This is a genomic window from Thioclava sp. NS-SX20 (genome assembly GCF_057380695.1).
On record NZ_CM170816.1, the window covers coordinates 1,381,538 to 1,405,880 of the forward strand.

Consider the following 24,343-nt stretch of genomic DNA (forward strand, 5'->3'; position numbering starts at 1 on the left):
CTTGCTTCCACGTGTGCCGCCCCATAGAACGGCGCGTGAAATTGAGCTTGCCTGCCGCGCATTGACTCGCGGCATTCATCAAAGAAGGAAATCCACATGCAGGTCACCGAGACCCTCAACGAAGGCCTCAGCCGCGGCTACGAAATCACCATCACCGGCGCCGAGCTCGAAGAGAAAGTCACGACCAAGCTCAAGGAAGCGCAGCCCGAGATCGAGCTGAAGGGCTTCCGCAAGGGCAAGGTTCCGATGCCGATGTTGAAAAAGCAATTCGGTGCGCGCCTCATGGGCGAAACCATGCAGGAAGCCATCGACGGCGCAATGAACAAGCATTTCGAGAAATCGGGTGACCGTCCGGCGATGCAGCCGAAAGTCGAGATGAAAGACGGCGAGAACTGGAAAGAAGGCGACGACGTTGTTGTTACCGTTTCCTATGAAGCGCTGCCGGAAATTCCGGAATTCGACGCATCGGACATCAAACTCGAGCGCCTCGTCGTGACCCCCGCTGACGAAGCCGTGACCGAAGCCCTTGAAGGTCTGGCCAAAAATGCACAATCCTTCGAAAAGCGCCGCAAAGGCTCGAAAGCGAAAGACGGCGATCAGGTCGTGATCGATTTCGAAGGCTTCGTGGATGATGTCGCATTCGAGGGCGGCAAAGGCGAAGACTATCCGCTGGTGCTCGGCTCCAACTCCTTCATCCCCGGCTTCGAAGACCAGCTGGTCGGTGCCAAGGAAGAGGAAGAAGTCGAAGTCAAAGTGACCTTCCCCGAGGCCTATCAAGCCGAGCATCTGGCAGGTAAAGAAGCCCTGTTCAAATGCGCCGTCAAAGAAGTCCGCGGCCCGAAAGAAGCCGAGATCGATGACGAGCTGGCCAAGAAATTCGGTGCCGAAGACCTCAATGCGCTGAAAGAGCAGATCAAAGAGCGTCTGGGTCAGGAATACAAAGGCGCTTCGCGTCAGATCCTGAAACGCGGCCTGCTGGACGCGCTGGATGGCAAAGTGTCCTTCGAACTGCCGCCGACGCTGGTTGATGCGGAAGCCAACCAGATCGCGCATCAGCTCTATCACGAAGAGCACCCCGAAGATCACGGCCATAATCATGGCGCGATCGAGCCGACCGACGAGCACAAGAAACTTGCCGAGCGTCGCGTGCGTCTGGGCCTGCTGCTGGCAGAAATCGGCCGCAAGCAAGAAATCGAAGTGACCGATGCCGAAATGACCCAAGCGGTGATGATGCAAGCGCGTCAATATCCGGGCCAAGAGCGTCAGTTCTTCGAGTTCATCCAGCAGAACCCGCAGATGCAACAACAGCTGCGCGCGCCGATCTTCGAGGACAAGGTTGTCGATTTCATCGTCGAGAAAGCCGAAGTCACCGATAAGGACGTGTCGAAAGAAGACCTGCAGAAAGCCATCGAAGCGCTCGACGAGCTCTAAGCTTTCCAGACTTTCGATCATTCGGAAAACGGGCGGGTCCAAAACCTGCCCGTTTTTCTTGGCCGATGCGTAAGGCCGACGCTCTCTATCCGATCACAGGTCCGCCCGTCAAAGCGGTGCTCTGCCCTTCCTCTGGCCCGCCTGTCCATTTCGTGACGGCTCCGCCCTTGACTTCGTAGCGGCGCGGCTGATCTTCCAGCCAGACCCAATTTCCGAGGTAGCATGTCCTCTTCCCGCCTGATCTGGCCCGACCTTCTCCGCAGCCTGTCGCTGATCGCTATGGCCAGTTTCCATCTGGGCTATGATCTGGAGGCGCTCGGCTTCCATCCGGACCTTCCGCTCTGGTGGCCCGATTATGCGCGCGCCATTGCAGGCAGTTTCCTGCTTCTGGTGGGGGTCAGCCTCTGGCTGGCACATGGGCGCAGCATAGGCTGGCGCGGGTTCTGGCGGCGCGAGGCCGCGATTGTTGCAGGGGCAATAGCGGTATCTGGGGTGACCTATCTCGCCATGCCGGGCTTCTATGTCTATTTCGGCATCCTGCATTCCATCGCCATCTGTTCGCTGCTGGCGCTGGCCTGCCTCAGACTGCCCGCGCTTGTGACACTTCTGCTGGGAGGACTGGCGCTGTTCATGCCGTATCTCTTCGCGATGCCACAGATGAATGCCCCGTGGCTCTGGTGGATCGGCCTGTCAACACGCTGGGGGGCGGCGATGGATTTCGTCCCGGTCTTTCCTTGGCTGGGCATGGTGCTGCTGGGGCTGGGCGGTGCGAAGCTGGCAGACGGGTTAGGCCTGTTGCGACGCGATCTGCCCCATAGCAGGGGCTTGCGACGGCTTGGCTTTCTGGGGCGGCACAGCCTTGCCGTCTATCTGATCCACCAACCGGTGATCTTCGGCAGCCTGTGGCTTGTGGCCGCGATGCGCTAGCGCCGCAAGCGCTGGCTGCGCGTCCATGTGCCCCCTTCGACCCGCAAATAGGCCGGTCTGGCCTGCGTCGGGACAGGCGTCATGCGCGTGGGCAGAAGAACGGGACTATCTCCACGGGCAGCAGGCCCAAAGAGAACAGGCGCGGAAACGTCCGGCCTCGCAGCCAGCCGCCGTGGATGCGCGACAGGCCGCGGCGAGGCCGCCAACCGCCCTTCCGGTTCACGCGGGCCAATGGCCGCTGCCCCTTGCTGGTAGACCGCCAGAAGCCCCAGCGTCAAAGCCACCGTCGGCACGATGACCGCTGTCAGAAAGCGTAGCCAAGCCACAGTAGTCTCCCCTGCCTCGACAGACCCGTGCCGATACAGCAGGCCCGTGCCGATACGGCAGGTCTACCGCCGATCCTGCACAGGGTGCGCGAAAACTGGGGCAAAACTTGGCCGCTTATCGGCCAATAGAATGATCACCGCGCCCAAAATGATATTTCCTCTCAGGAGGAGATATCCGCCACGCTATCCGCCACATCGGCCTCGCGCTGCCCCAATGGCTGGCGGGGGCCCACGGTGCTATCCCGCGCGGTCTGGCGTTCGGCCTCTGAATTCAGCTCGGCCCCCAGCATCACGGCAATGGTCGCGATCCAGATCCACATCATCAGCACGACCACCGCGCCGATAGAGCCATAAGTGGCCGAATAATTACCGAAATTCGAGGTATAGAAGGAAAACCCCCAGCTCGAGAGCAACAGCAGCACCGATCCGGCCAAGGCCCCCGGCAAGACCCAGACCAGACGCGGCGCGCGGCGGTTGGGGGCAATGCGATAGAGCATGGACAGGGCCAGTACCAGAACGCCCGCCATCAGGGGCCAGCGCGCCACCAGCACCACAAACCCCCAGCCGGGAATCTGCGGCAGGAAGGCCAGCGCCACCGGCAAGACAGCCGCTGCAAGGATCAGCACACAAAGAAAGACGATCGCGCCGAGCGTCATGCCCAGCCCGACGATATTCATCCAGAAAAAGTTGCGGTTTTCACGTTCGTTATAGGCGACATTCAGCGCCTCGATCAGCGCCTTCATCCCGCCATTCGCCGTCCAGAGCGCCAGCGCGATACTGACGATCGATGTCCAGCCAAGCGCGCTCTGATCCGCCCCGATCAGCGCCTCCAACTGGCCACGGATCAGCGTCAACGCTTCGGGCGGCACAAAGCGCGACACCTCGTCAAGCATCGACAGAACCTCGCCACGGTCCGCGAAAAAGCCGAAAATCGAAACCAGCGCGGTCAAGGCCGGAAAAAGCGCGAGGATGGAATAGAACGTCACGCCGGCGGCCACCGCCATCACGCGGTCTTCGGTGATCTGTCCTTTGGTCCGCAAGAGCACGCACCACCACGCTTTCAGCCCCATCTGGAACGGGCCCGCTGCCTGCCGTCCCCAACTGCGATCCGCCGGATCACCATAGGCTGCCGCATCCTCGGGCGGGTCAGAGGCACGACGCCCCGGTTGCGGCTTGGATCTGTCGGACATGGCGGCTGTCTCCTTCGGGGGGGCGACCTTAGCAAAGGCCTGCCAGAGCGCAAGCCCTGCGACAAAAAGCCGTGCGAGGGTCCGTCTGGAGGGCGTTGCGGGCATGGGGCACTTTCTGTCTTTGCCTTCAAACGGATCAGGCAGGCTATGGTTCCATTTCCGATAAGCTCTTGCCGGAAATAAAAAAACCGCGCCCCGAAAGGCGCGGTTTCAAAACGTCGCAAAAAGAGAACTTACTTCTCTTCTGCCTCTGCGGCAGGAGCTTCGTCTTCGTCGTCACGACCAGCCGAACCGATATCGTCGAACAGGTTCGAGATTTCGAATTCTGCAGCGGCTTCTTCTTCAGCAGCCAGCTCTTGGATCGATTTACCCGAAGCTTGCAGTTCTGCTTCTTCCACCGAACGTGCAACGTTGATCGAGATCACAACCGAAACTTCCGGGTGCAGGTGGACTTCCACTTCGTGCAGACCAAGAACCTTGATCGGCAGGCGGATGACGACTTGCTTGCGGTCAACAGTGAAGCCTTCTTCGGTTGCCACAGCCGCGATATCGCGGGTGGTGACCGAACCGTAGAGGTTGCCGCCGTCCGAAGCCGAACGAATCACGACAAACTGCTGACCGTCGAGTTTTTCGGAAAGGGCGGCTGCCTCTTTCTTGGTCTCGAGGTTACGGGCTTCCAGTTGCGCTTTCTGGGCTTCGAACGCCTGGATATTGGCGGCCGAGGCGCGGAGAGCCTTGCCTTGCGGCAGAAGGTAGTTGCGGCCGTAGCCCGGCTTCACGGTGACAACGTCACCCATCTGGCCCAGCTTTGCGACGCGCTCGAGAAGGATAACTTCCATAGTGATGTTCTCCTTACTTCACAGCGTAGGGCAGCAGAGCGAGGAAGCGGGCGCGTTTGATTGCACGGGCCAGTTCACGCTGCTTCTTGGCCGACACTGCGGTGATGCGTGCCGGAACGATCTTGCCGCGCTCAGAGATGTAGCGCTGCAGGAGGCGGGTGTCTTTGTAGTCGATCTTCGGTGCGTTCTCGCCGGAGAACGGGCACACTTTACGACGACGGAAAAACGGTTTTGCCATGGTTTTCAGTCCCCTACTCTATCAACGACGCTCACGACGGCCGCCTTCGCGGTCATCACGTTTTTGCATCTGAACCGACGGGCCTTCTTCGTGCGCGTCAACCTTGATGGTCAGCACGCGCATGACGTCGTCATGCAGACGGCACAGGCGCTCCATTTCCTGAACGGCAGCCGAGGGGGCATCCGTTTTCAGGAAGGCATAGTGGCCTTTGCGGTTTTTGTTGATCTTGTAGGCCATGGTCTTCACGCCCCAGTATTCGGATTCGACGACTTTGCCGCCGTTGTCCGACAGGACCGTGGAGAAATGTTCGACAAGGCCTTCGGCCTGCGCGTTGGACAGATCCTGACGCGCGATGAGGACATGCTCGTAAAGGGGCATGGCTTCTCCTGTTTCATAAGGCGGCTTCATAGGCAGGCACCACTTTCCGCATCCTGCCACGAGAGGCTACGCCGGTTCGATTGAACTGCGGAAGTCCGCGCGCTATACGCGATGGGAGGGTGTTTGGCAAGGTTTAATCCCAACGTTTACCCGCAGGCCCAGTCGAAGACAAAGTTCTTCAGGCATAGCTGCGCGTTTCCGCCACCAAAGTTGAAATTCCCGAAATATTCCTCGAAGCCTATATAATAGGGGCTGACATCGGGCACTCCCTGAACCTGTTGCATCGTACCGCCGAAATGATCAGCCGCTAGGGCACTGAGCCAGGGCTTTGCGATATATTTTCCGCCGACTTTCTGAAAACGTGACTCGTAAATATCATGCTCACCAAGAAATTCTTTGGGCTTGACCCCGGCATTGGGGTCTGACTGACGTTCGAGACGCCGCACGGCTACGGGCAGATGGCAGTTTTTATCCAGAAAATCCGCCTTCGGATGCTCTGCAAAGATCGGACTATATGCCAAACGCGGAACCTCGCATAGCGGGCCGCGATATTCCTCTTCTGTCAGCAGGATAACAGCATATTCTCCAAATAATTCGTCCTGAAAGCGGTGCAGTCTTGGATGAGATACCTGCGCATGAGACCAGAGCGCCATAAGATCGCTGCTTTGGTCCTGCGGTGGCTCAGGGGATTGCATAACTCCGCGAAGATACTCATCCCCGAAAGCAACCCCCTCGTTAAAATCAGGGGCCAGCCCGAAGAAGCTGAAAGCCACGATATCAGGCCCATGGATGAGGTAATCCTCGGGCAACTCCAATGTGAAACCGTGCTGCAGCGGAAAACCGCAATTCGGATCCAAGGGCCATTCTTGCGGCTTGATGCCTGGAGGCTGGCCACAAATCCAGCCATCTGTCCCTTGCAGGCGTGGTGTGACCTTTGGGTCGCGTATGAGATCATAGGCTTTAATCGACAAACGTTCGGTCATGGAAATCTCCGGCAACAATAGCCGCACTTATCACGCCGCTCCACGGAAGTCGACGCTCCTAAGCCGCCACCTTCGCCAAGTTCTGCATGGCCTTCGCGCCGATCTCGAAGCTCTTCATCCGCGCGTTGTGGTCGAAGATCTGGCCGTTGAGGATGACCTCATCTGGGCGGTAGCGCGCGATATAGGCGGCAAGCTGGCGCTCGACCGTCTCGGGGCTGCCGACTGCCGACATCGACAGCTGGTGCGAGGCCTGGCGCAGCTCGGGCTCTGTGGCCACGCTCGACAGATCGGCCACGGGCGCGGGCAGCGGGCCGGTCTGGCCTCGGCGCAGGTTCACAAAGCCCTGCATCATCGACGAGCGCATCAGATGCGCCTCTGCGTCGGTCTCGGCGGCAAAGAGGTTCAGCGCCAGCATGAAATGCGGCTTTTCCGTCAGACCGGGCTGGAAGCGGTCGCGGTAGATCTGTACCGCCTGATCCAAAGCATCGGGGGCGAAATGGCTGGCAAAGGCATAGGGCAGCCCCAGATGGGCGGCCAGCTGCGCCCCATAAAGAGATGAGCCCAGAATCCAGACCGGAATATTGGACCCCGCCCCCGGCACCGCCATCACCGGCTGGCCCTCCTGCACCGGCCCCAGAAAGCCGATCAGCTCGACCACATCTTCGGGGAAGCGATCCGCCTCCAGCCCGCGCCGCAGCGCCTGCATGGTGCGCGGGTCGGTGCCGGGCGCGCGCCCCACCCCCAGATCGATCCGGTCGCCATAAAGCGCATGCAGCGTGCCGAAGGCTTCGGCCACCATCAGCGGCGCATGGTTGGGCAGCATGATCCCGCCAGAGCCCACGCGGATGGTCGAGGTCTTCGACGCCACATGGCCGATCACCAGCGCCGTAGCCGCCGAGGCGATGCCGCGCGAATTGTGATGTTCGGCCAGCCAGTAGCGCGTATAGCCCAGGCGCTCGGCATGGGCGGCCAGCTCGCCCGAATGGCGCAGCGCATCCGGAGCCGTCTGCCCCTGTGCGATGGGCGACAGATCAAGAACGGAATAAGGGATCATCGGCTATCTCCTACAGTGTTCTTTAATCTGTGCAGGCAGGCCCCGCGCGAAAACCACCCGGACTGCGGAGAGATCACGAGTTCTGCGCAATTTCGCACAAAACACCTGTCGCGCCTATTTCGCCCCCTGCACCATCGGCTGTGCCGGTTTGGGACTGCGGGCGGCCAGCAGAATACCGCCAAGGATCAGCGCAAATCCCGCCAGATGGTAAAGATGCAGGCTCTCGCCCAGAAACAGCGTTGAAAGGATCACCCCGTAAAGCGGGATCAGGTGGATCGCCTGTGAGGCCCGCCCCGATCCGGCCAGCTTGACAGCCTGCATATACAGCAAGAACGCCCCGAGCGAGGGCACGATCCCCACAAACAGCACGGCAAAGGCCGCTTGCGGCACCAGAACCGGCTGATGGCCCAGCGACAGATCCCAAAGCCAGAACGGCGTCAGCACGACAAGCCCGATCACGATCTGCACCGCAAGAAGCCCGACGCGGCTGATCTCGGCGGGCAGGCGCGTCAGCCAGAGGGTATAGAACGCCCATGCCACCATCGCCGCGAAAATCAGCAGGTCGCCTTTGTTGAAGGCCAGTTGCGCCAGACGCTGCGGGTCGCCGCCCATGATCACCACAGCCACCCCGACAAGCGACAGCGCCAGCCCCGCCGCCTGCCACAGCCGTAGCCGTTGCCGGAAGACCAGCGCCCCGATCAGCATGACCAGCACGGGGATGGTCGAGTTCAGCAACATGCCATTGGTGGCCTGCGTGTAATGCAGCCCCCAATAGATCAGCGTATTGAAGGCAATGACCGAGGTTACACTGGTGCCCAGCACCAGCCACGGATAGCGCCAGTAGCTTTGCCAGTCACGCCGGACATGCCGCGCGGCAAAAGGGGCCAGCACGATCAGCGCAATCAGCCAGCGCCCCCAGACCAGCGATAGCGGCGGCACCAGATCACGGGCCGCGCGCGCCACAATGAAATTGCCCGCCCAGAACAGCGGCGGCAAGGCAAGCACCGCGATCATCTGCCATTTCTGCGTTTGGGGCTGCTGGGACATGGTTCCTCCGACCTGATATCTTGGCCTGTTCTGCAGCGCACAAAGAAACAGCAAATCCGCGCAACAACAAGATATCAGATGCTCATTCTAAGCCCGCTGAGCAAAATAATCGCGCGACAGGTGCTGCTGCGTGATCGGGTCGGGCCTGTCGGCCCCATTCCGGCGCACGCTCATGCCGCCGTCACCGCAAGGATCCGGCCCAGATCCAGCCAGCCATAGGCACGGTCCTGCAAGGTGGCCTCGGGGCGGATCTCGATCTGCGTACCGCAGATCTCGCCGCCCATCGCCTGATAGAACCCACAAGCGGACTGATTGGCCTCCAGCACCCATAGGGCGGCGGCGGCAATATTGGCCCGCATCAAGCCCTCGGCCGCCATCTGCAAAAGCCGTCTCCCCAGCCCACGGCCTTGCACCGAGCGGTCGAGATAGAGCGCCTCGATCTCGCCCGCATAGCCCTTGCCGCGCAGATCGGATTCACGTTGGGGGCCATAGGACACAAAGCCCAGAAGCCGCGCCCCGTGACGCGCCAGAACAACCGCGCCTTCCGCCTGTCCGGCCTTGACCGCAATCACCCGTGTCCACAGATCGGTGCGCTGCCCGTGATCGAGACTGTCCAGCATATCCTGTGGCAGGATACCGCGATAGGTGTCATGCCATGCCGCAATGTGAAGGGCCGCGATCTCGGGCGCATCCTGTGGCGCGGCTTCGTGAAAACGGATATCGGCGTCGCGCATCTCTCTCCTCCCTCGCGCTTCTCGCAAGCGCGTTCCCTGCTGCGGCTGACAGAACGGGCGGGGGCTGGCCCGCCCGCAAGCGTCAGCACGCGGTCAAAGGGCCACAACCTCGTGGCGTTGCCGGCCCAGCCCCTCGATGCCCAGCTCCACCACATCGCCTGCCCTGAGGAATTGCGGCGGCTTCATACCGGCCCCGACCCCCGGAGGTGTGCCCGTCAGGATGACATCGCCCGGTTCCAGTGTGACGAACTGGCTGAGATATTCGACCAGAAACACCACCTTATGGATCATCGTGGCGGTGCTGCCGGATTGCCGTGTCTCACCGTTCACGCTCAGATGCATCGACAGGTCCTGCGGGTCGGCGATCTCGTCACGGGTCACAAGCCACGGCCCCAGCGGACAGAAGCTGTCATGGCTTTTGCCTTTGACAAACTGCCCCGCGCGATCTTTCTGCCATTCGCGTTCCGAATAGTCATTGGCCAGCACGTAACCGGCAATATGCGCCAGCCCCGTCCCCGCCGCGATTGCCTTGGCGCGTGTACCGATCACGAAGCCCAGTTCGACCTCCCAATCAAGCCGCGTCGAGGACGGCGGCAATTCGGTCACGTCATTCGGGCCGCAGATCGAGGTGACGGCTTTCGAAAACAGCATCGGTTCTTTCGGCGCCACAGCCCCCGTTTCGGCAGCATGATCGGCGTAATTCAGCCCGATGGCCAGCACCTTGCGCGTGCCCGCGACCGGCGCACCCAGACGGGTCTGCGCCGGAACCAGCGGCAGGGCGGCCGGATCAAGCGCCGCCAGACGCGCCAGCGCCTCCGCGCCAAGCTGCTCGGGCGTCAGATCGGGGATTACCCCGCTCAGGTCGCGGATCTGTCCGTACTGATCCAAAAGCCCGGGTTTTTCCTGCCCGTCGGGCCCGTGTCGTAGCAGCTTCATGGTCTTTTCCTCATATGCGGCCAGCGCCTGAGGCTACGAAACCCCTGCGGGGGCAAAATGGCAAGAGCCGCTCCCGAAAGAAACCCCGCGTCACTGCGCGGGGTTTTGCCAAAATCTCCTCGGGCCGGAGGCAAACCGCCCATCGGAGGCCGGGCCGGTTGAAACCCTTGGGGTGCTTTCCGAAGATGCCGACTTTCGACAAACGTGTTCCGGCAGCCGCCGGAAAGGGACCGTTCCTACGGCAGCGGCTCTGTCGTGGCGGGGGCCGCCAGACCGGATATCCACGCCCCCAGCCAGTCGCGCAGATCAAGATCAAGCGGCAGGATCGCCGATTGCGGCGGCAGGCTCTGGTCCCAATGCTCGGGGCACCATCGATGCAGACTCTCGTCGAAACAATCGATACAGATATACTGCCCGCCATCCTCCTCGCAAATCGGCAACAGCCCTACCGGCCAGTCACGGGCGGGATTGCCATCGTCGGGATCGGCGTAAATCTGGTGCAGACGATCGGCAGTATGGCCCGCCCTGTCGGTCGCGCCGCCCCCCAGCCCAAGAAGGCCCAGAAACGGCCCGAAGCCCCCATTGGAAATCCCGCGATAGAGCTTGAGCAACAGCATCGGCGGCACCATACCAATGCGCGCCTCGGCCTCGGCCAACTGGCTGTCACACAGCTTCAGAACCTCGGGCGCAGGCTGTTTGCCCGCCGCAAGGAGGATCTCGCCGATCCTCGTGATGAAATCGTCATCCGTCATGGCTTCCCCTCGGTTGCCCCGATAGCGTCCAGCGCCCGGGCCAACATCCCGGACAGGATCGCATGCCTGCCCGCAGCAAGCTATGTCTTTTCACGTAAAAACCCGCAAACATTCCGCGGCCCCTATTCCGCAGCGCGGGCGAAAAGCTGCCGCATCATCGCCTCGGCCTCGCGCAGGTGATCGGTCAGCGCCGCCGCCGCTCCCTCGGGGTCGGCGGCAATCACACGGGTCAGGATATGTTCATGCGAGGCGGCAATCCGGCGCGGACCATCCTCGACACGTCCGGTCTGGTTGATGCACAGCTTCACCTCATTGGCGATCTGCTCGAACACCTCTGCCAGCCGCGGATTGCCCGAGAGCCGACAGATCAGACGATGGAATTCCAGATCGGCATCGACAGAGCGCGACCGCGCCACCCCCGTGCCCGACAGACCATATAGAAGATCAAGCTGGTGGCGTAGCTGATCGGCCAGATCGGGGTCCTCGCGCGCCACAAGCCGCCGGATCGCCGCCGTCTCGATGACGATCCGCAGATCGTAAAGCGCCGCGATCTCGGCAAGATCCATCTGGTGCACGATAAATCCGCGATTGGCGCGGTAATCCACCAGACGCGACCGTTCCAGAAGGCGCAGCGCCTCGCGCACCGGCGCACGCGAGAGCGACATCCGGCGGGCGATGGCCGATTCCGCCAGCCTCTCGCCCGGTTTCAACGCGCCCGACAGGATCGCGGCGCTCAGTTCGCGGGCGATTTTCTCGACCAGATGATCGCCCGCCTCGGCTTTCGTGACAGGCGTTCCGCCCTTGACAGACGAGGCCGCGACACCGGACGGAAGGGCCTGTTTTTTCTTGTCGTTCATTCCTACCCCTATAAGGCCGGCCCCAAGACCGGACATTCCGGCGCTGGCCTGCGGATAGGGCAAATCTAGGGGGAAGGCGAGACAGGCAAATAGAAACCGCCGATTTTCATGCGGTTTCGGAATTTTTCATGACGATAGCGGGCCTTGCGGACCAAAACTGCCGAAAAGCCGTGCAGAATACGGACAAACCCGCTTGCTAGATGTGGTGCAGCACCAAGGGGCGGTCCGCATAGCGCAGAACCTGCACATCGGTCTCGTAAAGAGCCGCCAGCGTCTGCGGCGTGATCACCTCGTCCGCATCGCCTTCGGCCACGATCCGGCCGTTCTTCATTGCGATCAGATGATCGGCCCAAGCGGCAGCATGGTTGAGGTCATGCAGCACGATCACCACCGACCGCCCCGCATCGCGCAGATCCGACAGCCGCCTCATCAGCGCGCGCGCATGCGCCATGTCGAGATTGTTCAACGGCTCGTCCAGCAGCATCCAGGGCGTGTCCTGTGCGAAGGTCATCGCCAGATGCGCCCGCTGCGCCTGCCCGCCCGACAGCTCGTCCAGAAAACGGTCGGCCAACCCCAGAAGGTCGAAATTGCGCAGCGCCGTCTCGCAGATCTCGAGATCTTTCGGACCGGGACGCCCATGACAATGCGGCCAGCGCCCGAAGGCCACAAGCTCGCGCACCCGCAGCCGCGAGGCCACGGCAAGGTTCTGGCTCATGAAAGACAGCTCGCGCGCAAGCCGCCCCGAATGCGTCTGTGCCAGATCGAGACCGTTGATCTGCACCCGCCCCGTCTGCAATGTCTCGATCCGGCCCAACAGCTTGAGCAGGCTGGACTTGCCCGCCCCGTTCGGCCCGATCAGCGCCGTCACCTGCCCCGAAGGAATGGTGCAGCAGACATCGCTCAGGATCGCGTTTCCATCGATCTGATAGGAGAGGTTTTCCACACGGATCATCGGATTTTGCCTTTCAGCAGAAGATAGAGGAAGAAGAGGCCGCCCAGAAATTCGACCACCACAGACAGCGTGGCCTGTTGTCCGGCCACCCTCTCAAACAGGGTCTGGCCAACCACCAGAATAGTCATGGCCACCAGCATCGACACGGGGATCAGATAGCGATGGCGCGCGCCCCCCGCATGGCGTTGCGCGATGGCATGGGTCAGCCCCGCCACGATCAGCCCGAAAAAGGCCACCGGCCCGACCAGCGCGGTCGAGACCGCCACCAGAACCGCCACCAGCACAAGCGCCCCGATCACCACGCGCCCGTGGCGCAGCCCCAGCGCGATGGCGCGGTCACGCCCCAGACCCAGAATGTCAAGCCGCGGCCCGATCCACCATGCCGCAAGGCAGGCCAGCACCGTTATGGCGCCGCCCAGCCCCAGAACATCGGTCTGCGCGCGCGAGAAATTGGCAAATGTCACAGATTGCACAGTGGCATAGGCATTGGGGTCCAGAAGCCGCCCCACAAGGCTTGCCCCTGCGCGAAACAGCGTACCAAGGATCACCCCCGTCAGGATCATTCGCGCGATGTCACGTGCCCCGCGCCGCAGCAAGGTGCCAAACAGCATCAACGCCAGCAGCGTCATCAGCAGCGTCTCGGTCAGAAATTTCGGCGTCGCCCCCAGCATGGCAAAGCCTGTTACCCCGAGCCCCGCCACCAGAAGCGACTGGATCAGCGCGTAGAGGCTGTCGAACCCCATGATCGAGGGGGTGAGGATGCGGTTGGCCGACACCGTCTGGAACACGATCGTGGAGACCGCCACCGCCGCGCCCACCGCCAGAAGCGCGCAAAGCTTCTTGAGACGCAGCATGAGGATAAACTGGTAATTTCCTGTTAACCCTTGAAAAAGCCAGATCGCGCAAGCCCCCAGCAACAGCAGCGACAGCCACAGGACGGGCGCGCGCAGGATCTGCCATCGGGTCAGGGACCTGCGCGGATCGGAGAGAGCCAGATCAGACATTCGCGTTCTCCGGCACAGGTTTACGCCGCTTGGGACGCTGCGGTTTCCAGAGCAGCCACAGGAAGACCAGCGCCCCGACCACCCCCAAAATCGTGCCCGCCGGAATTTCGTAAGGGGCCACGATCAGGCGTCCCAGAATATCGCAGGCCAGCACAAGCCCCGCCCCGCCAAGGGCCACAACCGGCAGGGATTTGCGTAGATTATCGCCCATCAGACGCGCCGCGATATTGGGCACGACCAGCCCGACAAAGGGGATCATACCGACAGAGACCACCACCATCGCGGTGACCACGGCCACCACCACCAGCCCCAGCCGCATGACCGCGCGCGGGCTCAGCCCCAAGGCGGTGGCCGCTTCGGGGCCAAGACCCAGAATGGCGAAACGGTCCGCAGCGAAAAAGGCCACCACAGCGGCAGCACCGGCAATCCAGAGCAATTCGTAGCGCCCCGCAATCACGCCGGAAAATTCGCCCGTCATCAGCCATGCCGCGATATATTGCATCATGTCGGCTTCCCAGCCGACCCAGATCACCGCCGCCCCGATCACGCCCGAAAGCACGATCCCCGCCAGCGGCACCAGAAGCACCTCGCGCGGCGGCAGCCTGCGGATCATCTTCACAAAGAGCCATGTCCCCAGCAACGCCGCCACCGCAGCGGCCAGCATCTTGGCCCAGATCGGGCTGTCGGGCCAGAAGATCGAGGTCAGCAAGATCCCCAGCGCGGCGCTTTCGGCAGTTCCGGCTGTGCCCGGCTCGACAAAGCGGTTGCGCACGATCTGCTGCATCACCACCCCCGCCACCGCCAGCGCGGCGCCGGTCAGCAAAGCCGCCAGCGTGCGCGGGATGCGTGACACGGTCAGCACAAGCATCCCCGACGGATCGGCCAGATCCATGCGGGCCGCCCCGATACAGACGGAGAGGCCCGACAGCACCACAATCGCCATCACACAGGCCAGAAGTGTCTTCGTGCGGGACATGGTGCCGTTACCGCCTTAGTTTGCGGAGGTTTTCGCCGAAGACGCCTCGAAGGCCTTGTCGACCTCGGTCAGCATCTCCATCATCGCCTGATAACCACCACCGGCGATATAGGCATCGGAAGCATTCAGATAGACGATATGGCCCTCTTTGGCCGCCGAGGTCTGTGCCACAAGCGGATTGTCCAGCGTGTCGGAGGCTTTCTGTTCATCCGCGCCGATCGCCTGACCGCGATCCACCACGAAGATCCATTCGGGATTGGTTTCGGCAATGAATTCGAAGCTGATCGCATCACCATGCGGCGCCACCGAAAGATCCTTGGCCGCAGGAGCCATGCCGATTGCCTGATGGATCCAGCCGAACCGCGAGCCCGGACCGAAGGCCGAGATTTTCGGACCATTGGTCATCACGACCAGCGCATCGCCCTGCCCCTTGGCATCGGCCTGCACTTTCTCCAGCTTGGTCTCCAGCGCCGCATCCAGCGCCTTGGCTTTATCCTGCAGGCCGAAGATCTCGCCATAGGCTTTCAGCCGTGCACGGCTTTCACTGACGATATCGGTGCCGATGGTCATATCGATGGTCGGCGCAACCTGCGCAACCTCGTCATATTTCGTCGAGGACCGCCCGCCCACAATGATCAGATCGGGGTTGAGACCGGCCAGCGCCTCCAGATCGGGCTCGAACAACGTGCCCACAGGGGTGGCGCTTTGCAGATGCGAGAGGCGCTTGAGATAGGTCTTGTCGGGACGTCCAGCGGGGGTGACACCCAAGGCATCCAGCGTATCCATCGCCGCCATGTCAAAAACCGCAACCGTCTTGGGCTTGGCCGCAACCGTGGCCTCCCCGCGGGCGGTCTCTACCGACACATCGGCGGCAAAGGCCTGTGCCAAGGGGGCCAGCGCCAAAGGCAGGGCAAGGCCCAGAACAGATAGGGACTTCGTGAATGTCATCTCAGGCTCCTGATTGTCCAACCGCCCCCGCGCGTCGGGAGGTCGGGCAAAATACGGACCTGACTCCCGCGCCGTTACCGGCGGTTCGACCCTCACTTAAGCGAGCTTGGCAGGTCCGTCCAGACCAATGCCGATAAAAATAGTCGGATAACGGAATTAAGGGCGTGGCGTCGCGCGGATTTCACGCTATTGTGCGTTTATCCGCAGACCCCTCTGTCAGAATTCCCAATACAAACTGTCGGGTTCTATATTGTAGGTTAATTCATGCAGCATCGATCTGCCCAGTTTGCTCACATTTTCTCTTTCCGGGGCCGCGCGGCCATATCTGCCCGTCTCCGGCATGCTCCGTGCCCCCCCAGCCCATAAGAAACGAAAGACAGGACCCGTGCCGAACGTCATTTCTTCCCCCACCTTTTCGATGACCGCACTCGCTCTTGTGCTCGGGCTTGTCTGCGCCCCCTCCGCAGTGCTGGTCTCGGCGGTCCCCGCTGCGGCACAGGCCGCCCCCGCACAAGGCCCCCAGAAGGTCGGCGTGATCACCGTCGCCGAAAGCGACGTGCCTTTCGTCGTCACCCTGCCGGGGCGCGCCGTGGCCTATGAGCAGGCCGATATCCGCCCGCGCGTCGAGGGGGTGATCACCTCGATTCCCTATCAGCGCGGCGCGTTCGTCCCCAAGGGCACCGTCCTTTTTACCATCGAACCAGATACTTACGAGGCAGAATTTGCCGCAGCCGAAGCCTCTGTCGCATCCGCACAGGCCGCTGTCGAAACGGCACAATCCACCTATGACCGTTATAACCGCATCCGCGATGTCGGGGTGACGCAGACCACGCTGGAAGATTCCGCCTCGACGCTGGCTTCGGCCAAGGCCACGCTGAAATCGGCACAGGCCAGCCTGCAGACGGCGCAGCTCAATCTGGACCGCACCTCGATCGAAAGTCCGATTGACGGCATCGTAGAGGTGCCCGAAACCTCGATCGGCACCTTGGTCACCGCCAACCAGACAGATGCGCTGACCACCGTCACGCGGCTGGATCCGATCTATGTGGATGTGTCCGAAAGCTCGGCCCAGATGCAGCGCACGCGGGATCTGGTCGAGGCGGGCATCCTGAAGCTGAATTCCGACGTGCAGACGACGGTCACGCTGGAGACCGGCGAACCCTATCCCCGTGACGGCAAGCTGATCACCCCGTCTTCGGTGGTGTCCGACACAACCGGCACCATTGATTACCGTGTGCAATTCGACAATCCCGATGCCAAGATCCTGCCCGGCCAGTTCCTGCGCGTGACCATGACGCTGGGCACCTCCAAGGCGATCCTGATCCCGCAAAACGCCACCTCGCGTGCCAGCGACGGCACATTGACCGCCTATATCGTCGGCGACACCTCCACCGCAGAGCAGGTCACGCTGACCACGCATGGCTCCTACCAGAACCAGTGGATCGTCACCAACGGGCTCAAGGATGGTGACAAGCTGGTCGTGGACGGGCTGATGAAGCTGCAAAACGGCGCCGAGGTCAGCACTGTTGCTGTCACCATCGACAAGGAAGGCGTGGTGCAGGAGACCCCTGCCACAGGGACCCCTACCACAGAGGCACCGGCAGAGAGCGCAGCCTCCGGCGCGGCAAGCGAGTAAGGGCTGATGGTCAATTTCTTCATTCACCGCCCCATTTTCGCATGGGTCATCGCCATCACGATCATGCTGGCGGGGGCGCTTGGGCTGAGCCAGCTTCCGGTGGCACAATATCCCGAGATCGCGCCGACGACCGTGCGCATTCAGGCCACCTATACCGGTGCGACGGCGGAAACCGTGCAGAACTCGGTCACCGAAACGCTGGAAGATGCGCTGACGGGGCTGGACGGGCTTCTGTATATGGTCTCGCAAAGCTCCGAAGGCCGGTCGAGCATCACGCTGACCTATGATGAATCCATCGACCCGATCGATGCGCAGAACGATGTGCAGAACAAGATCAGTCAGGTCGAAAGCCAGCTGCCGGATTCGGTCACCCAGCAGGGCCTGACGGTGCGCCGGTCCTCGACCTCGATCCTGATGGTTGCGGCGCTGGTCTCGACGGATAACCGCTACACCCAGATCCAGCTCGGCGATATGGTTGCCAACCGGATCGAAAGCCCCGTGCAGCGGGTGCAGGGGGTCGGCTCGATCAACTCCTTCGGGTCGGGCTATGCGATGCGGATCTGGCTCGATCCGCTGAAACTGCGCCAGTACAACCTCACCGCCACCGATGTGACCGACGCGGTTCAGGCGCAGAACACCAATGTCTCGGTCGGCTCTCTGGGGTCGCAACCGACCACCGAAGGCCAGACCTTCACCGCCACGATCACCGCCCAGAGCCAACTGAGCACGGTCGAACAGTTCGAGAATATCCTGCTGAAGACCGATAGCAGCGGCGGCACCGTTTTTCTGGGCGATGTGGCGCGCGTGGTTCTGGGACAGGAAGATTACGGCACCCGCTCGCGCTTCAGCGGGCAGAACGCTTCGGGTTTCGCGGTCAATCTGGCGACCGGCGCGAATGCCGTGGATACCGCAACCCTTGTGCGGGCGCAGATCGACCAGATCGCCAAAAGCCTGCCCGCCGGTGTCGAGGTGCGCTATGCCTATGATACCACGCCCTTTGTCGAGGCCTCTATCGGCAAGGTGGAGCATACGCTATTTGAAGCCATCGGTCTGGTATTGCTGGTCATTCTGGTCTTCTTGCAGAAATGGCGCGCCACCCTGATCCCGATCATCGCGGTGCCGGTGGTGCTTCTGGGGGCGTTCGGGATTCTGTCGCTCTTTGGCTATTCGATCAACACGCTGACCATGTTTGCTATGGTGCTGGCCATCGGCCTGCTGGTCGATGACGCCATCGTGGTGGTGGAAAACGTCGAACGTGTGATGGAAGAGGACGATCTCTCGCCTCTGGAGGCGACCATCAAATCGATGGGGCAGATCGTGGGCGCCTTGGTGGGCATCGCGCTGGTACTGTCGGCGGTGTTTCTGCCAATGGCCTTCTTCGGGGGGTCGACGGGGGTGATCTATCGGCAGTTCTCGGTGACGATCATCTCGGCCATGATCCTGTCGGCTGTGGTGGCCATCATCATCACGCCCGCGCTTTGCGCCACCATGCTGAAGAAAAGCCACGGCGCGGCGCGCTTTGCTCCGGCGCGCTGGTTCAACCGCAATTTCGACCGCATGAACCATTTCTATACCGGTGCGGTCACCAAGCTCCTGAAAGCGCCGGTGATTGCGCTGGCGCTGCTGGCGGCGGCGATTGCCGGTGTGGTGGTGCTTTACAAGACCCTGCCCAGCTCGTTCCTGCCGACAGAGGATCAGGGGGCGGTGATGGTGATGATCACCCTGCAGGAAGGCGCCACGCAGGCCCAGACGCGCGATGTCATGGAACAGGTCGAGAGCTACCTGCTGAATGACGAGAAAGACATCGTGGTCTCGACCTTCGGGGTGCTGGGCTTTTCCTTCACCGGCACGGGGCAGAACAATGCGCTGCTTTTTGCCAAGCTGAAGGATTTCGACCAGCGCACCGACGCCAATGCCGCCGCATCCGCGCTGGCCGGTCGGGCGATGGGCAAGTTCGGTGCCAGCCGCGCCGGACAGATCATCTTCCTGCTGCCGCCCGCCATTCAGGGGCTTGGCAACTCGAACGGGTTCTCGATGTATCTTGTCGATCAGGGCAATACCGGCATCGACACGCTGCGCAAGGCGGCCGACACCCTTGTGGAAACCGCCAATAAAGACCCGCGCCTGACGGCGGTACGCGTCAATAACAACGATGACGAAGCGGCGCTGAAGATCAATGTGGACCAGCAGAAGGCGGAAAGCTTCGGGCTGACCATCTCGGCGATCAACTCCATGCTCTCGACGATCTTCGCCTCCAGTCAGGTCAATGACTTCAATCAGGATGGCAACCTCAATCCGGTGATCGTGCAGGGCGATGCGCAATGGCGGATGCAGCCCGAAGACATCGGCAAATGGTATGCACGCAATACCGATGGGGACATGGTGCCGTTTTCGGCCTTCATGACCACCAGCTGGCAAAGCGTGGCCCCGTCGCTGTCGCGCTATGGCGGCACTCAGGCCATCGAGGTGCAGGGCAGCGCGGCCGAGGGCTATTCCTCGGGCGAGGCCATGAGCGCGATGGAGGAACTGGTGGCCGATATGGATGGCGGCTATGCCACCGCATGGACCGGCATGTCCTATCAGGAACGCCAGTCAGGAAATCAGGCCCCCATGCTTTACGCCTTGTCGGTTCTGGTGGTCTTCCTGTTCCTTGCGGCACTTTATGAAAGCTGGTCGATCCCCTTCTCGGTCATGCTCTCGGTGCCGATCGGGGTGCTGGGCGCGTTGGCGGCGGCCAAGTTCTTCGGCCAGTCGAATGACGTCTACTTCAAGGTGGGCCTGCTGACCACAGTGGGGCTTGCCGCGAAGAACGCGATCCTGATCGTGGAATTCGCCAAGGATCTCGAAGCCGAGGGCAAGGGGCTCTATGAAGCCACGATCGAGGCCGCGAAGATGCGTCTGCGTCCGATCCTGATGACCTCCGTGGCCTTCATGCTGGGCGTGTTACCGCTGGCGCGGGCGTCCGGAGCGGGGGCTGCGGCCCAGAATGCCATCGGCATCGGCGTGCTGGGCGGGATGATCGCCGCCACCTTTATCGGTGTGTTCCTTGTGCCAAGCTTCTATGTGCTGATCCGCAAACTGGCGGACCGGAGCGCGCGTAAGGAACGGCTCTAGGCCCGCCCGGCCCGAACAAGATCAAGGCTCCGGCATGTCCGGAGCCTTTTTCATGGCGCGACCCGAAGATGGCGCCGCTATAAACGAATTCTGAAGATCTCGCTGCCAAAGAGGAAGGGACATCCAGAGCTTCGGGATCTCTTCATGCGCCAGAACGGCCCCTTGCCTATCGTCCTGTCCCTGCTTCTTGCTGCGGGGGGTGCGGCCTCGTCCGCCACAGCGCAGCCGGTTTCGCTTCTGGCCGCGCAGGGGGCTTTTGTCGAACGCTCGCAGGCCCTGATCCCCGCCTTGCAAACACGCAAGCAAGCCGCCCAGCCTCTGGTGCAACTGGCCAGCCTGCCACGCGAGGACAGCGCCCCCGCCCCGACCGGTGCCAGCAGCAGCGGCAGCCTGTTTACCGGCGCGCAGGGCAGCAGCTTCTTTGCACCAAGCCCCGCCCGCCCCCGCGCCCTGTCCCCGCGGGGTCTTTCTCCGCAGGCCCTGCCCGACCCTATAGCCCCGATCGCTTCTATGGCCCCCTTCCTGCGGCAGGGCTCGTCCGAGGCCGAATGGATCCGCCATCTGATTGCACAGGCCGAGGCGGGCCCGATGGGCTATGATGCGGTGCAATACGGGGCCAAACGCCGCCCCGCCCGCGTGCCCAGCCAGATGACGCTGGGCGAAATCTACGCATGGATCGAAGCCACGCCGGGACAGCCGCATGCCATCGGGCGCTACCAGTTCATTCCCACCACGCTGCGGCGTCTGGCCGCCAGCCTGCAACTGGGGCCAGAGGTACGTTTCAGCCCCAATGTACAGGACAGGCTTGCCGATCTGTTGCTGGAAGAGGCGGGGCTGAGCCAGCTTCTGGCGGGGGATCTGACGCGCAGACGCTTCATGAACAATCTTGCCAAAATCTGGGCGGGGCTGCCAACCTCGAACGGGCAGTCGCATTATGATGGCTATGCGGGCAATAAGGCTACGATGAGCTGGGCCAAATTCGACCGCGAGATGGCGCGCATCTTCCCGGGGTAACGCCCCCAGGCGTCGCCCCTACACCGACACCGACATATGCAAAAAACGCGCAAGGTCAGGGGACCTGCGCGAAGAAACATGACGCTAACCTGATGTCTGGAAAAAAACGGACCGTATCGCGCCGCGCCTGTCCTCCCCGATCAGGGGCACGATACGGTCCTTAATGACCTGCCTTGCAGATCCACAGCAATCACACCGAAGGTCCTAGAACCACGCACCAACTCCCCTCCCCGAGAGCCAGCACAAATCCGGCATCATTGTCGTTCCTCCCACTCGATCCGGACCCAAGCACGACAGGTCCGAACCGTGTATCAACTTTGAAACAGATGCCGAGGGGCACGTCCAGAGATGTTCGTCACTTAATCTGATTTACCTAACGGAAAGAAAAGCCGGTTTTTGCGCCCGAAACCTTGCGTCACAACACAAAGCGCGCCCGTGATGCGCGGGTCGCGTTCTGCAAATATTCCGATACAAGCCGCACCCTTGCCAGATCTTCCGTCGACTGGTGCGACAAGATCCACATGGTCCGTTTGAGCACATGGCGCGGTGCAAGGATCGGTACCAGATCGGGGTCGTCATGGATGACATAGGCGGGCAAAACCCCGATCCCCGCGCCTTCGCGGATCGCCTCGCGCTGCGCCAGAATGGAGTTCGACCCGAAGAGCACGGGATTGGTGATGCCCAGCTCGACCTGATAGCGCATGGCATCGGTGGGCAGCAGCTCGTCGACATAGCCCACATAGTTATGGTCCTTCACATCCTCCAGTGTCTTGGGGGTACCATGCTGCGCGAGATAATCGCGCGAGGCATAAAACCCCAAGTGGTATTCCGTCATCCGCCGTGCCAGAAGTCGCCCCGATGTTGGCAAAGCCATTGAAAACGTTAGATGAGCTTCCTGCCGCGACAGCCGGAATGTCCGCGAACGCACCAGAAGCTCGATCTGGATATCGGGATAGTCTTCCTGAAACCGCGTCAGCACCGGCGCCACGAAGTGGATGCCCAGACCGTCAGGTGCCCCGACCCGTACTGTCCCCGAAAGCTGCCCCGCCTCGCCGCCGATCTCTTCGCGCGCCCGTCCTGTGGCACGCTCGACCTCCAGCGCCAAGGGCAGGATACGCTCGCCCGCAGGGGTGATCTCGTAGCCCTCGGGGGTCTTGGTGAAAAGCTGCGCGCCAATGGATTTCTCCAGCTGGCGCACACGCCGTGCGATTGTGGTCTGGTCGATGCCGAGCGTATGCGCGGCCATCACCATGCGTTTGGATCTGTAAAGCGCCAAAAAGAACTTCAGATCATTCCAGTCGAATTCATGCTGCATATCTGCAAGATAGCTCTGCATATATATGCATGTCAATTTGTCGCAGGCAGGTCTTTTCCTGTCCGGCGAACGGGTGTTGACTGCGACTCAAGGGGCAAGTCGGGACAGGCCTGCCCCGCTCTTGCCGCGTCCAGCCCCTCTTCGACGGAGACAAAGATGTCCGTTTTGCCACAGATTCCCGTATTTGACGGCCATAATGATTTTCTACTGCGCCTCCTGAACCACCCCCTCAGGCGGGAGGAGATATGGAACGGGCAGGACGGAACGGGGCATATCGACCTGCCGCGCGCGCGGGCCGGCAATTTTGCAGGTGGCTTCTTCGCGATCTACACGCCCTCGCCCATGTCCGGCGATCTGGGCCAGATGTTTGCCGCAATGGATACCCCGCCCTATTGCCTTGATCTGCCGCCGATGCTGCCGATGACTGAGGCGGTGAATGTGGCCTTGGCCGAGGCGGGGCATTTGATGTGGCTAGAACGCAAGGGCGATCTGCAAATTTGCAGGACATCCGCCCAGATTCGCGCCGCTATAGCCGCCGGAAAGATCGCGGCGATTCTGCATATGGAGGGCGCCGAGGCGATTGGCTCCGATCTCGATGCGCTCCATGTCTGGCACGCGGCAGGGTTGCGGTCTTTGGGGCCGGTCTGGTCGCGGCCCACGGTCTTCGGCCATGGGGTGCCCTTTGCCTATCCCTCCTCGCCCGATACCGGTGACGGGCTGACCCAAGCGGGCAAGGATCTGATCCGCGAATGCAATGCGCTGAAGATCATGATCGACCTGAGCCACCTCAACGAGAAGGGCTTTGACGATGTGGCCCATCTGAGTGACGCGCCTTTGGTGGCCACCCATTCCAATGCCCATGCCGTCACCCCTTCAGCGCGCAATCTGACCGACCGCCAGCTGCATCAGATCAGGGACACCGGCGGCATGGTCGGGCTGAATTATGCCACGCAAGTCCTGCGCCCCGACGGGATGCGCGGCGATTGCGGCTGGGAGGAGATGCTGCGCCATCTCGACCACCTCTTGTCGATCCTGGGCGAGGATCACATCGGGCTGGGGTCGGATTTCGACGGGGCGGATATTCCTTCTTGTCTGGGCGATGTTTCGGGGCTGCCGAAGCTGCTGCAGGCGATGCTGGATCATGGCTACGGGCAGGATCTGGTGGTGAAGATCGCCCATGAGAACTGGCTGGCGCTTCTGGAGCGCAGTTGGGGGATGTAAATTCCGGCCCCCGCGAAACTTATCGTCCAGCCGTAACGTTGCTGAGAGGATAGCAAAGGAAATCCCATGATCCAGATCCTCTCGGCCTATGTCGCCACAACTATCGTGTTTCTTGGCCTCGATATTCTGGGGCTGCGGTTCATCGTGAAGCCGGTCTTCGACCGCCATATCTCGGATCTTTATGCCGATCCCTTCCGGATGGGTCCGGCGGCGATCTTCTATCTGGCCTATGTCGCGGGGGCGATCTATCTGGTCAGCCTGCCTGCGCTGCGCAATGATGCGCCGCTTCAGGCGCTGGTGAATGGGGCGGTGCTGGGGGCGCTGGCCTATGGCACCTATGAGTTCACCTCGCTTGCGGTGATGCGCGACTGGTCGTGGGAGCAGGTGATCACCGACACGCTTTGGGGCACTGTGCTGACCGGCGTCTCGGTCTGGGCGGGCGTCATGATCGCCCGCTGGATCGGCTGAGGC

24 protein-coding genes are annotated in these 24,343 nt (G+C 61.7%); 7 read left to right on the top strand and 17 right to left on the bottom strand.

Going from position 1 to position 24,343, the window contains the following annotated elements:
- Nucleotides 1-96: 96 nt before the first annotated feature.
- Together tig and AC2ISB_RS06830 are read left to right on the top strand one after the other, a co-directional pair.
- Nucleotides 97-1,431 (top strand): trigger factor, encoded by a 1,335-nt coding sequence (gene tig / locus AC2ISB_RS06825; protein ID WP_486576707.1) that lies wholly within the window; start codon nt 97-99, stop codon nt 1,429-1,431.
- 222 nt (nt 1,432-1,653) lie between these two features.
- Entirely contained in the window at nt 1,654-2,358 is a 705-nt protein-coding gene (locus AC2ISB_RS06830; protein ID WP_486576708.1) for an acetyltransferase domain-containing protein, read from the top strand.
- Here AC2ISB_RS06830 and AC2ISB_RS06835 read toward each other — a convergent pair.
- The 16 genes from AC2ISB_RS06835 to AC2ISB_RS06910 all read right to left on the bottom strand — a co-directional run bounded on the left by AC2ISB_RS06835 (nt 2,355) and on the right by AC2ISB_RS06910 (nt 15,572).
- Entirely contained in the window at nt 2,355-2,684 is a 330-nt protein-coding gene (locus AC2ISB_RS06835; protein WP_406720890.1) for a hypothetical protein, read from the bottom strand. The genes AC2ISB_RS06830 and AC2ISB_RS06835 overlap by 4 nt on opposite strands.
- Nucleotides 2,685-2,845: 161 nt before the next feature.
- On the bottom strand, nt 2,846-3,874 hold the full coding sequence (locus AC2ISB_RS06840) for a YihY/virulence factor BrkB family protein (protein WP_406736433.1): 1,029 nt from the start codon (nt 3,872-3,874) through the stop codon (nt 2,846-2,848).
- Between the two features lie 233 nt (nt 3,875-4,107).
- Nucleotides 4,108-4,713, bottom strand: a complete 606-nt coding sequence (gene rplI, locus AC2ISB_RS06845; protein ID WP_486576710.1) for a 50S ribosomal protein L9 — start codon at nt 4,711-4,713, stop codon at nt 4,108-4,110.
- 13 nt (nt 4,714-4,726) lie between these two features.
- Nucleotides 4,727-4,951, bottom strand: coding sequence for a 30S ribosomal protein S18 (gene rpsR / locus AC2ISB_RS06850; RefSeq protein ID WP_038073027.1), 225 nt, complete (start codon nt 4,949-4,951; stop codon nt 4,727-4,729).
- A 21-nt stretch (nt 4,952-4,972) separates the two neighbouring features.
- Nucleotides 4,973-5,329, bottom strand: a complete 357-nt coding sequence (gene rpsF / locus AC2ISB_RS06855) for a 30S ribosomal protein S6 (RefSeq protein ID WP_339107498.1) — start codon at nt 5,327-5,329, stop codon at nt 4,973-4,975.
- 146 nt (nt 5,330-5,475) lie between these two features.
- On the bottom strand, nt 5,476-6,312 hold the full coding sequence (locus AC2ISB_RS06860; RefSeq protein ID WP_486576713.1) for a hypothetical protein: 837 nt from the start codon (nt 6,310-6,312) through the stop codon (nt 5,476-5,478).
- Nucleotides 6,313-6,370: 58 nt separating this feature from the next.
- Entirely contained in the window at nt 6,371-7,366 is a 996-nt protein-coding gene (locus tag AC2ISB_RS06865; protein ID WP_486576715.1) for an LLM class flavin-dependent oxidoreductase, read from the bottom strand.
- A 114-nt stretch (nt 7,367-7,480) separates the two neighbouring features.
- On the bottom strand, nt 7,481-8,413 hold the full coding sequence (locus AC2ISB_RS06870; protein ID WP_406720895.1) for a DMT family transporter: 933 nt from the start codon (nt 8,411-8,413) through the stop codon (nt 7,481-7,483).
- 170 nt (nt 8,414-8,583) lie between these two features.
- Complete coding sequence (locus AC2ISB_RS06875) at nt 8,584-9,147, bottom strand: GNAT family N-acetyltransferase (protein WP_339107502.1); 564 nt, start codon at nt 9,145-9,147, stop codon at nt 8,584-8,586.
- A 93-nt stretch (nt 9,148-9,240) separates the two neighbouring features.
- Nucleotides 9,241-10,083 carry a fumarylacetoacetate hydrolase family protein gene (locus AC2ISB_RS06880; protein ID WP_486576718.1) on the bottom strand — a complete coding sequence of 281 codons (843 nt, stop codon included), beginning with the start codon at nt 10,081-10,083 and terminating at the stop codon, nt 9,241-9,243.
- Nucleotides 10,084-10,319: 236 nt separating this feature from the next.
- Nucleotides 10,320-10,835, bottom strand: coding sequence for an SMI1/KNR4 family protein (locus AC2ISB_RS06885; protein WP_339107504.1), 516 nt, complete (start codon nt 10,833-10,835; stop codon nt 10,320-10,322).
- Nucleotides 10,836-10,957: 122 nt separating this feature from the next.
- Nucleotides 10,958-11,692, bottom strand: coding sequence for a GntR family transcriptional regulator (locus tag AC2ISB_RS06890; protein ID WP_339107505.1), 735 nt, complete (start codon nt 11,690-11,692; stop codon nt 10,958-10,960).
- Between the two features lie 196 nt (nt 11,693-11,888).
- Nucleotides 11,889-12,644, bottom strand: coding sequence for an iron ABC transporter ATP-binding protein (locus tag AC2ISB_RS06895; protein WP_339107506.1), 756 nt, complete (start codon nt 12,642-12,644; stop codon nt 11,889-11,891).
- Nucleotides 12,641-13,648: an iron chelate uptake ABC transporter family permease subunit gene (locus AC2ISB_RS06900; protein WP_339107507.1), complete on the bottom strand. Its 1,008-nt coding sequence runs from the start codon at nt 13,646-13,648 to the stop codon at nt 12,641-12,643. Before AC2ISB_RS06900 ends, AC2ISB_RS06895 begins: the two co-directional genes overlap by 4 nt.
- Nucleotides 13,641-14,624 (bottom strand): ABC transporter permease, encoded by a 984-nt coding sequence (locus AC2ISB_RS06905; protein WP_339107508.1) that lies wholly within the window; start codon nt 14,622-14,624, stop codon nt 13,641-13,643. The genes AC2ISB_RS06900 and AC2ISB_RS06905 overlap by 8 nt, the downstream gene beginning before the upstream one ends.
- 15 nt (nt 14,625-14,639) lie before the next feature.
- Entirely contained in the window at nt 14,640-15,572 is a 933-nt protein-coding gene (locus tag AC2ISB_RS06910) for a siderophore ABC transporter substrate-binding protein (RefSeq protein ID WP_486574537.1), read from the bottom strand.
- A gap of 385 nt (nt 15,573-15,957) precedes the next feature.
- Between AC2ISB_RS06910 and AC2ISB_RS06915 the strand changes: the two genes are divergently transcribed.
- From AC2ISB_RS06915 to AC2ISB_RS06925, 3 genes are all read left to right on the top strand, one after another.
- Nucleotides 15,958-17,208, top strand: coding sequence for an efflux RND transporter periplasmic adaptor subunit (locus AC2ISB_RS06915; RefSeq protein ID WP_486574539.1), 1,251 nt, complete (start codon nt 15,958-15,960; stop codon nt 17,206-17,208).
- 6 nt (nt 17,209-17,214) lie between these two features.
- Nucleotides 17,215-20,322, top strand: coding sequence for an efflux RND transporter permease subunit (locus AC2ISB_RS06920; protein WP_406720900.1), 3,108 nt, complete (start codon nt 17,215-17,217; stop codon nt 20,320-20,322).
- A 144-nt stretch (nt 20,323-20,466) separates the two neighbouring features.
- Nucleotides 20,467-21,336, top strand: coding sequence for a hypothetical protein (locus AC2ISB_RS06925; RefSeq protein ID WP_486574541.1), 870 nt, complete (start codon nt 20,467-20,469; stop codon nt 21,334-21,336).
- Between the two features lie 415 nt (nt 21,337-21,751).
- Here the strand turns inward: AC2ISB_RS06925 and AC2ISB_RS06930 are convergent, their stop codons facing one another.
- Nucleotides 21,752-22,672, bottom strand: coding sequence for a LysR family transcriptional regulator (locus tag AC2ISB_RS06930; RefSeq protein ID WP_339107513.1), 921 nt, complete (start codon nt 22,670-22,672; stop codon nt 21,752-21,754).
- A 135-nt stretch (nt 22,673-22,807) separates the two neighbouring features.
- Here AC2ISB_RS06930 and AC2ISB_RS06935 point away from each other — a divergent pair, with 135 nt between their 5' ends.
- Both AC2ISB_RS06935 and AC2ISB_RS06940 read left to right on the top strand, forming a co-directional pair.
- Entirely contained in the window at nt 22,808-23,872 is a 1,065-nt protein-coding gene (locus tag AC2ISB_RS06935; RefSeq protein WP_486574543.1) for a dipeptidase, read from the top strand.
- Nucleotides 23,873-23,938: 66 nt separating this feature from the next.
- Nucleotides 23,939-24,340 carry a DUF2177 family protein gene (locus AC2ISB_RS06940; protein WP_406720903.1) on the top strand — a complete coding sequence of 134 codons (402 nt, stop codon included), beginning with the start codon at nt 23,939-23,941 and terminating at the stop codon, nt 24,338-24,340.
- Nucleotides 24,341-24,343 lie beyond the last annotated feature (3 nt).

What these genes read in the sequence shown, in the direction of transcription:
- rplI (WP_486576710.1), bottom strand. Translation starts at nt 4,713, where the DNA reads ATGGAAGTTATCCTTCTCGAGCGCGTCGCAAAGCTGGGCCAGATGGGT.
- AC2ISB_RS06905 (WP_339107508.1), bottom strand. Translation starts at nt 14,624, where the DNA reads ATGTCCCGCACGAAGACACTTCTGGCCTGTGTGATGGCGATTGTGGTG.
- AC2ISB_RS06870 (WP_406720895.1), bottom strand. Translation starts at nt 8,413, where the DNA reads ATGTCCCAGCAGCCCCAAACGCAGAAATGGCAGATGATCGCGGTGCTT.
- tig (WP_486576707.1), top strand. Translation starts at nt 97, where the DNA reads ATGCAGGTCACCGAGACCCTCAACGAAGGCCTCAGCCGCGGCTACGAA.
- AC2ISB_RS06860 (WP_486576713.1), bottom strand. Translation starts at nt 6,312, where the DNA reads ATGACCGAACGTTTGTCGATTAAAGCCTATGATCTCATACGCGACCCA.
- AC2ISB_RS06935 (WP_486574543.1), top strand. Translation starts at nt 22,808, where the DNA reads ATGTCCGTTTTGCCACAGATTCCCGTATTTGACGGCCATAATGATTTT.
- AC2ISB_RS06910 (WP_486574537.1), bottom strand. Translation starts at nt 15,572, where the DNA reads ATGACATTCACGAAGTCCCTATCTGTTCTGGGCCTTGCCCTGCCTTTG.
- AC2ISB_RS06880 (WP_486576718.1), bottom strand. Translation starts at nt 10,083, where the DNA reads ATGAAGCTGCTACGACACGGGCCCGACGGGCAGGAAAAACCCGGGCTT.
- AC2ISB_RS06830 (WP_486576708.1), top strand. Translation starts at nt 1,654, where the DNA reads ATGTCCTCTTCCCGCCTGATCTGGCCCGACCTTCTCCGCAGCCTGTCG.
- AC2ISB_RS06890 (WP_339107505.1), bottom strand. Translation starts at nt 11,692, where the DNA reads ATGAACGACAAGAAAAAACAGGCCCTTCCGTCCGGTGTCGCGGCCTCG.
- AC2ISB_RS06925 (WP_486574541.1), top strand. Translation starts at nt 20,467, where the DNA reads ATGCGCCAGAACGGCCCCTTGCCTATCGTCCTGTCCCTGCTTCTTGCT.
- rpsF (WP_339107498.1), bottom strand. Translation starts at nt 5,329, where the DNA reads ATGCCCCTTTACGAGCATGTCCTCATCGCGCGTCAGGATCTGTCCAAC.
- AC2ISB_RS06885 (WP_339107504.1), bottom strand. Translation starts at nt 10,835, where the DNA reads ATGACGGATGACGATTTCATCACGAGGATCGGCGAGATCCTCCTTGCG.
- AC2ISB_RS06875 (WP_339107502.1), bottom strand. Translation starts at nt 9,147, where the DNA reads ATGCGCGACGCCGATATCCGTTTTCACGAAGCCGCGCCACAGGATGCG.
- AC2ISB_RS06940 (WP_406720903.1), top strand. Translation starts at nt 23,939, where the DNA reads ATGATCCAGATCCTCTCGGCCTATGTCGCCACAACTATCGTGTTTCTT.
- AC2ISB_RS06920 (WP_406720900.1), top strand. Translation starts at nt 17,215, where the DNA reads ATGGTCAATTTCTTCATTCACCGCCCCATTTTCGCATGGGTCATCGCC.
- AC2ISB_RS06895 (WP_339107506.1), bottom strand. Translation starts at nt 12,644, where the DNA reads ATGATCCGTGTGGAAAACCTCTCCTATCAGATCGATGGAAACGCGATC.
- AC2ISB_RS06900 (WP_339107507.1), bottom strand. Translation starts at nt 13,648, where the DNA reads ATGTCTGATCTGGCTCTCTCCGATCCGCGCAGGTCCCTGACCCGATGG.
- AC2ISB_RS06840 (WP_406736433.1), bottom strand. Translation starts at nt 3,874, where the DNA reads ATGTCCGACAGATCCAAGCCGCAACCGGGGCGTCGTGCCTCTGACCCG.
- rpsR (WP_038073027.1), bottom strand. Translation starts at nt 4,951, where the DNA reads ATGGCAAAACCGTTTTTCCGTCGTCGTAAAGTGTGCCCGTTCTCCGGC.
- AC2ISB_RS06930 (WP_339107513.1), bottom strand. Translation starts at nt 22,672, where the DNA reads ATGCAGAGCTATCTTGCAGATATGCAGCATGAATTCGACTGGAATGAT.
- AC2ISB_RS06865 (WP_486576715.1), bottom strand. Translation starts at nt 7,366, where the DNA reads ATGATCCCTTATTCCGTTCTTGATCTGTCGCCCATCGCACAGGGGCAG.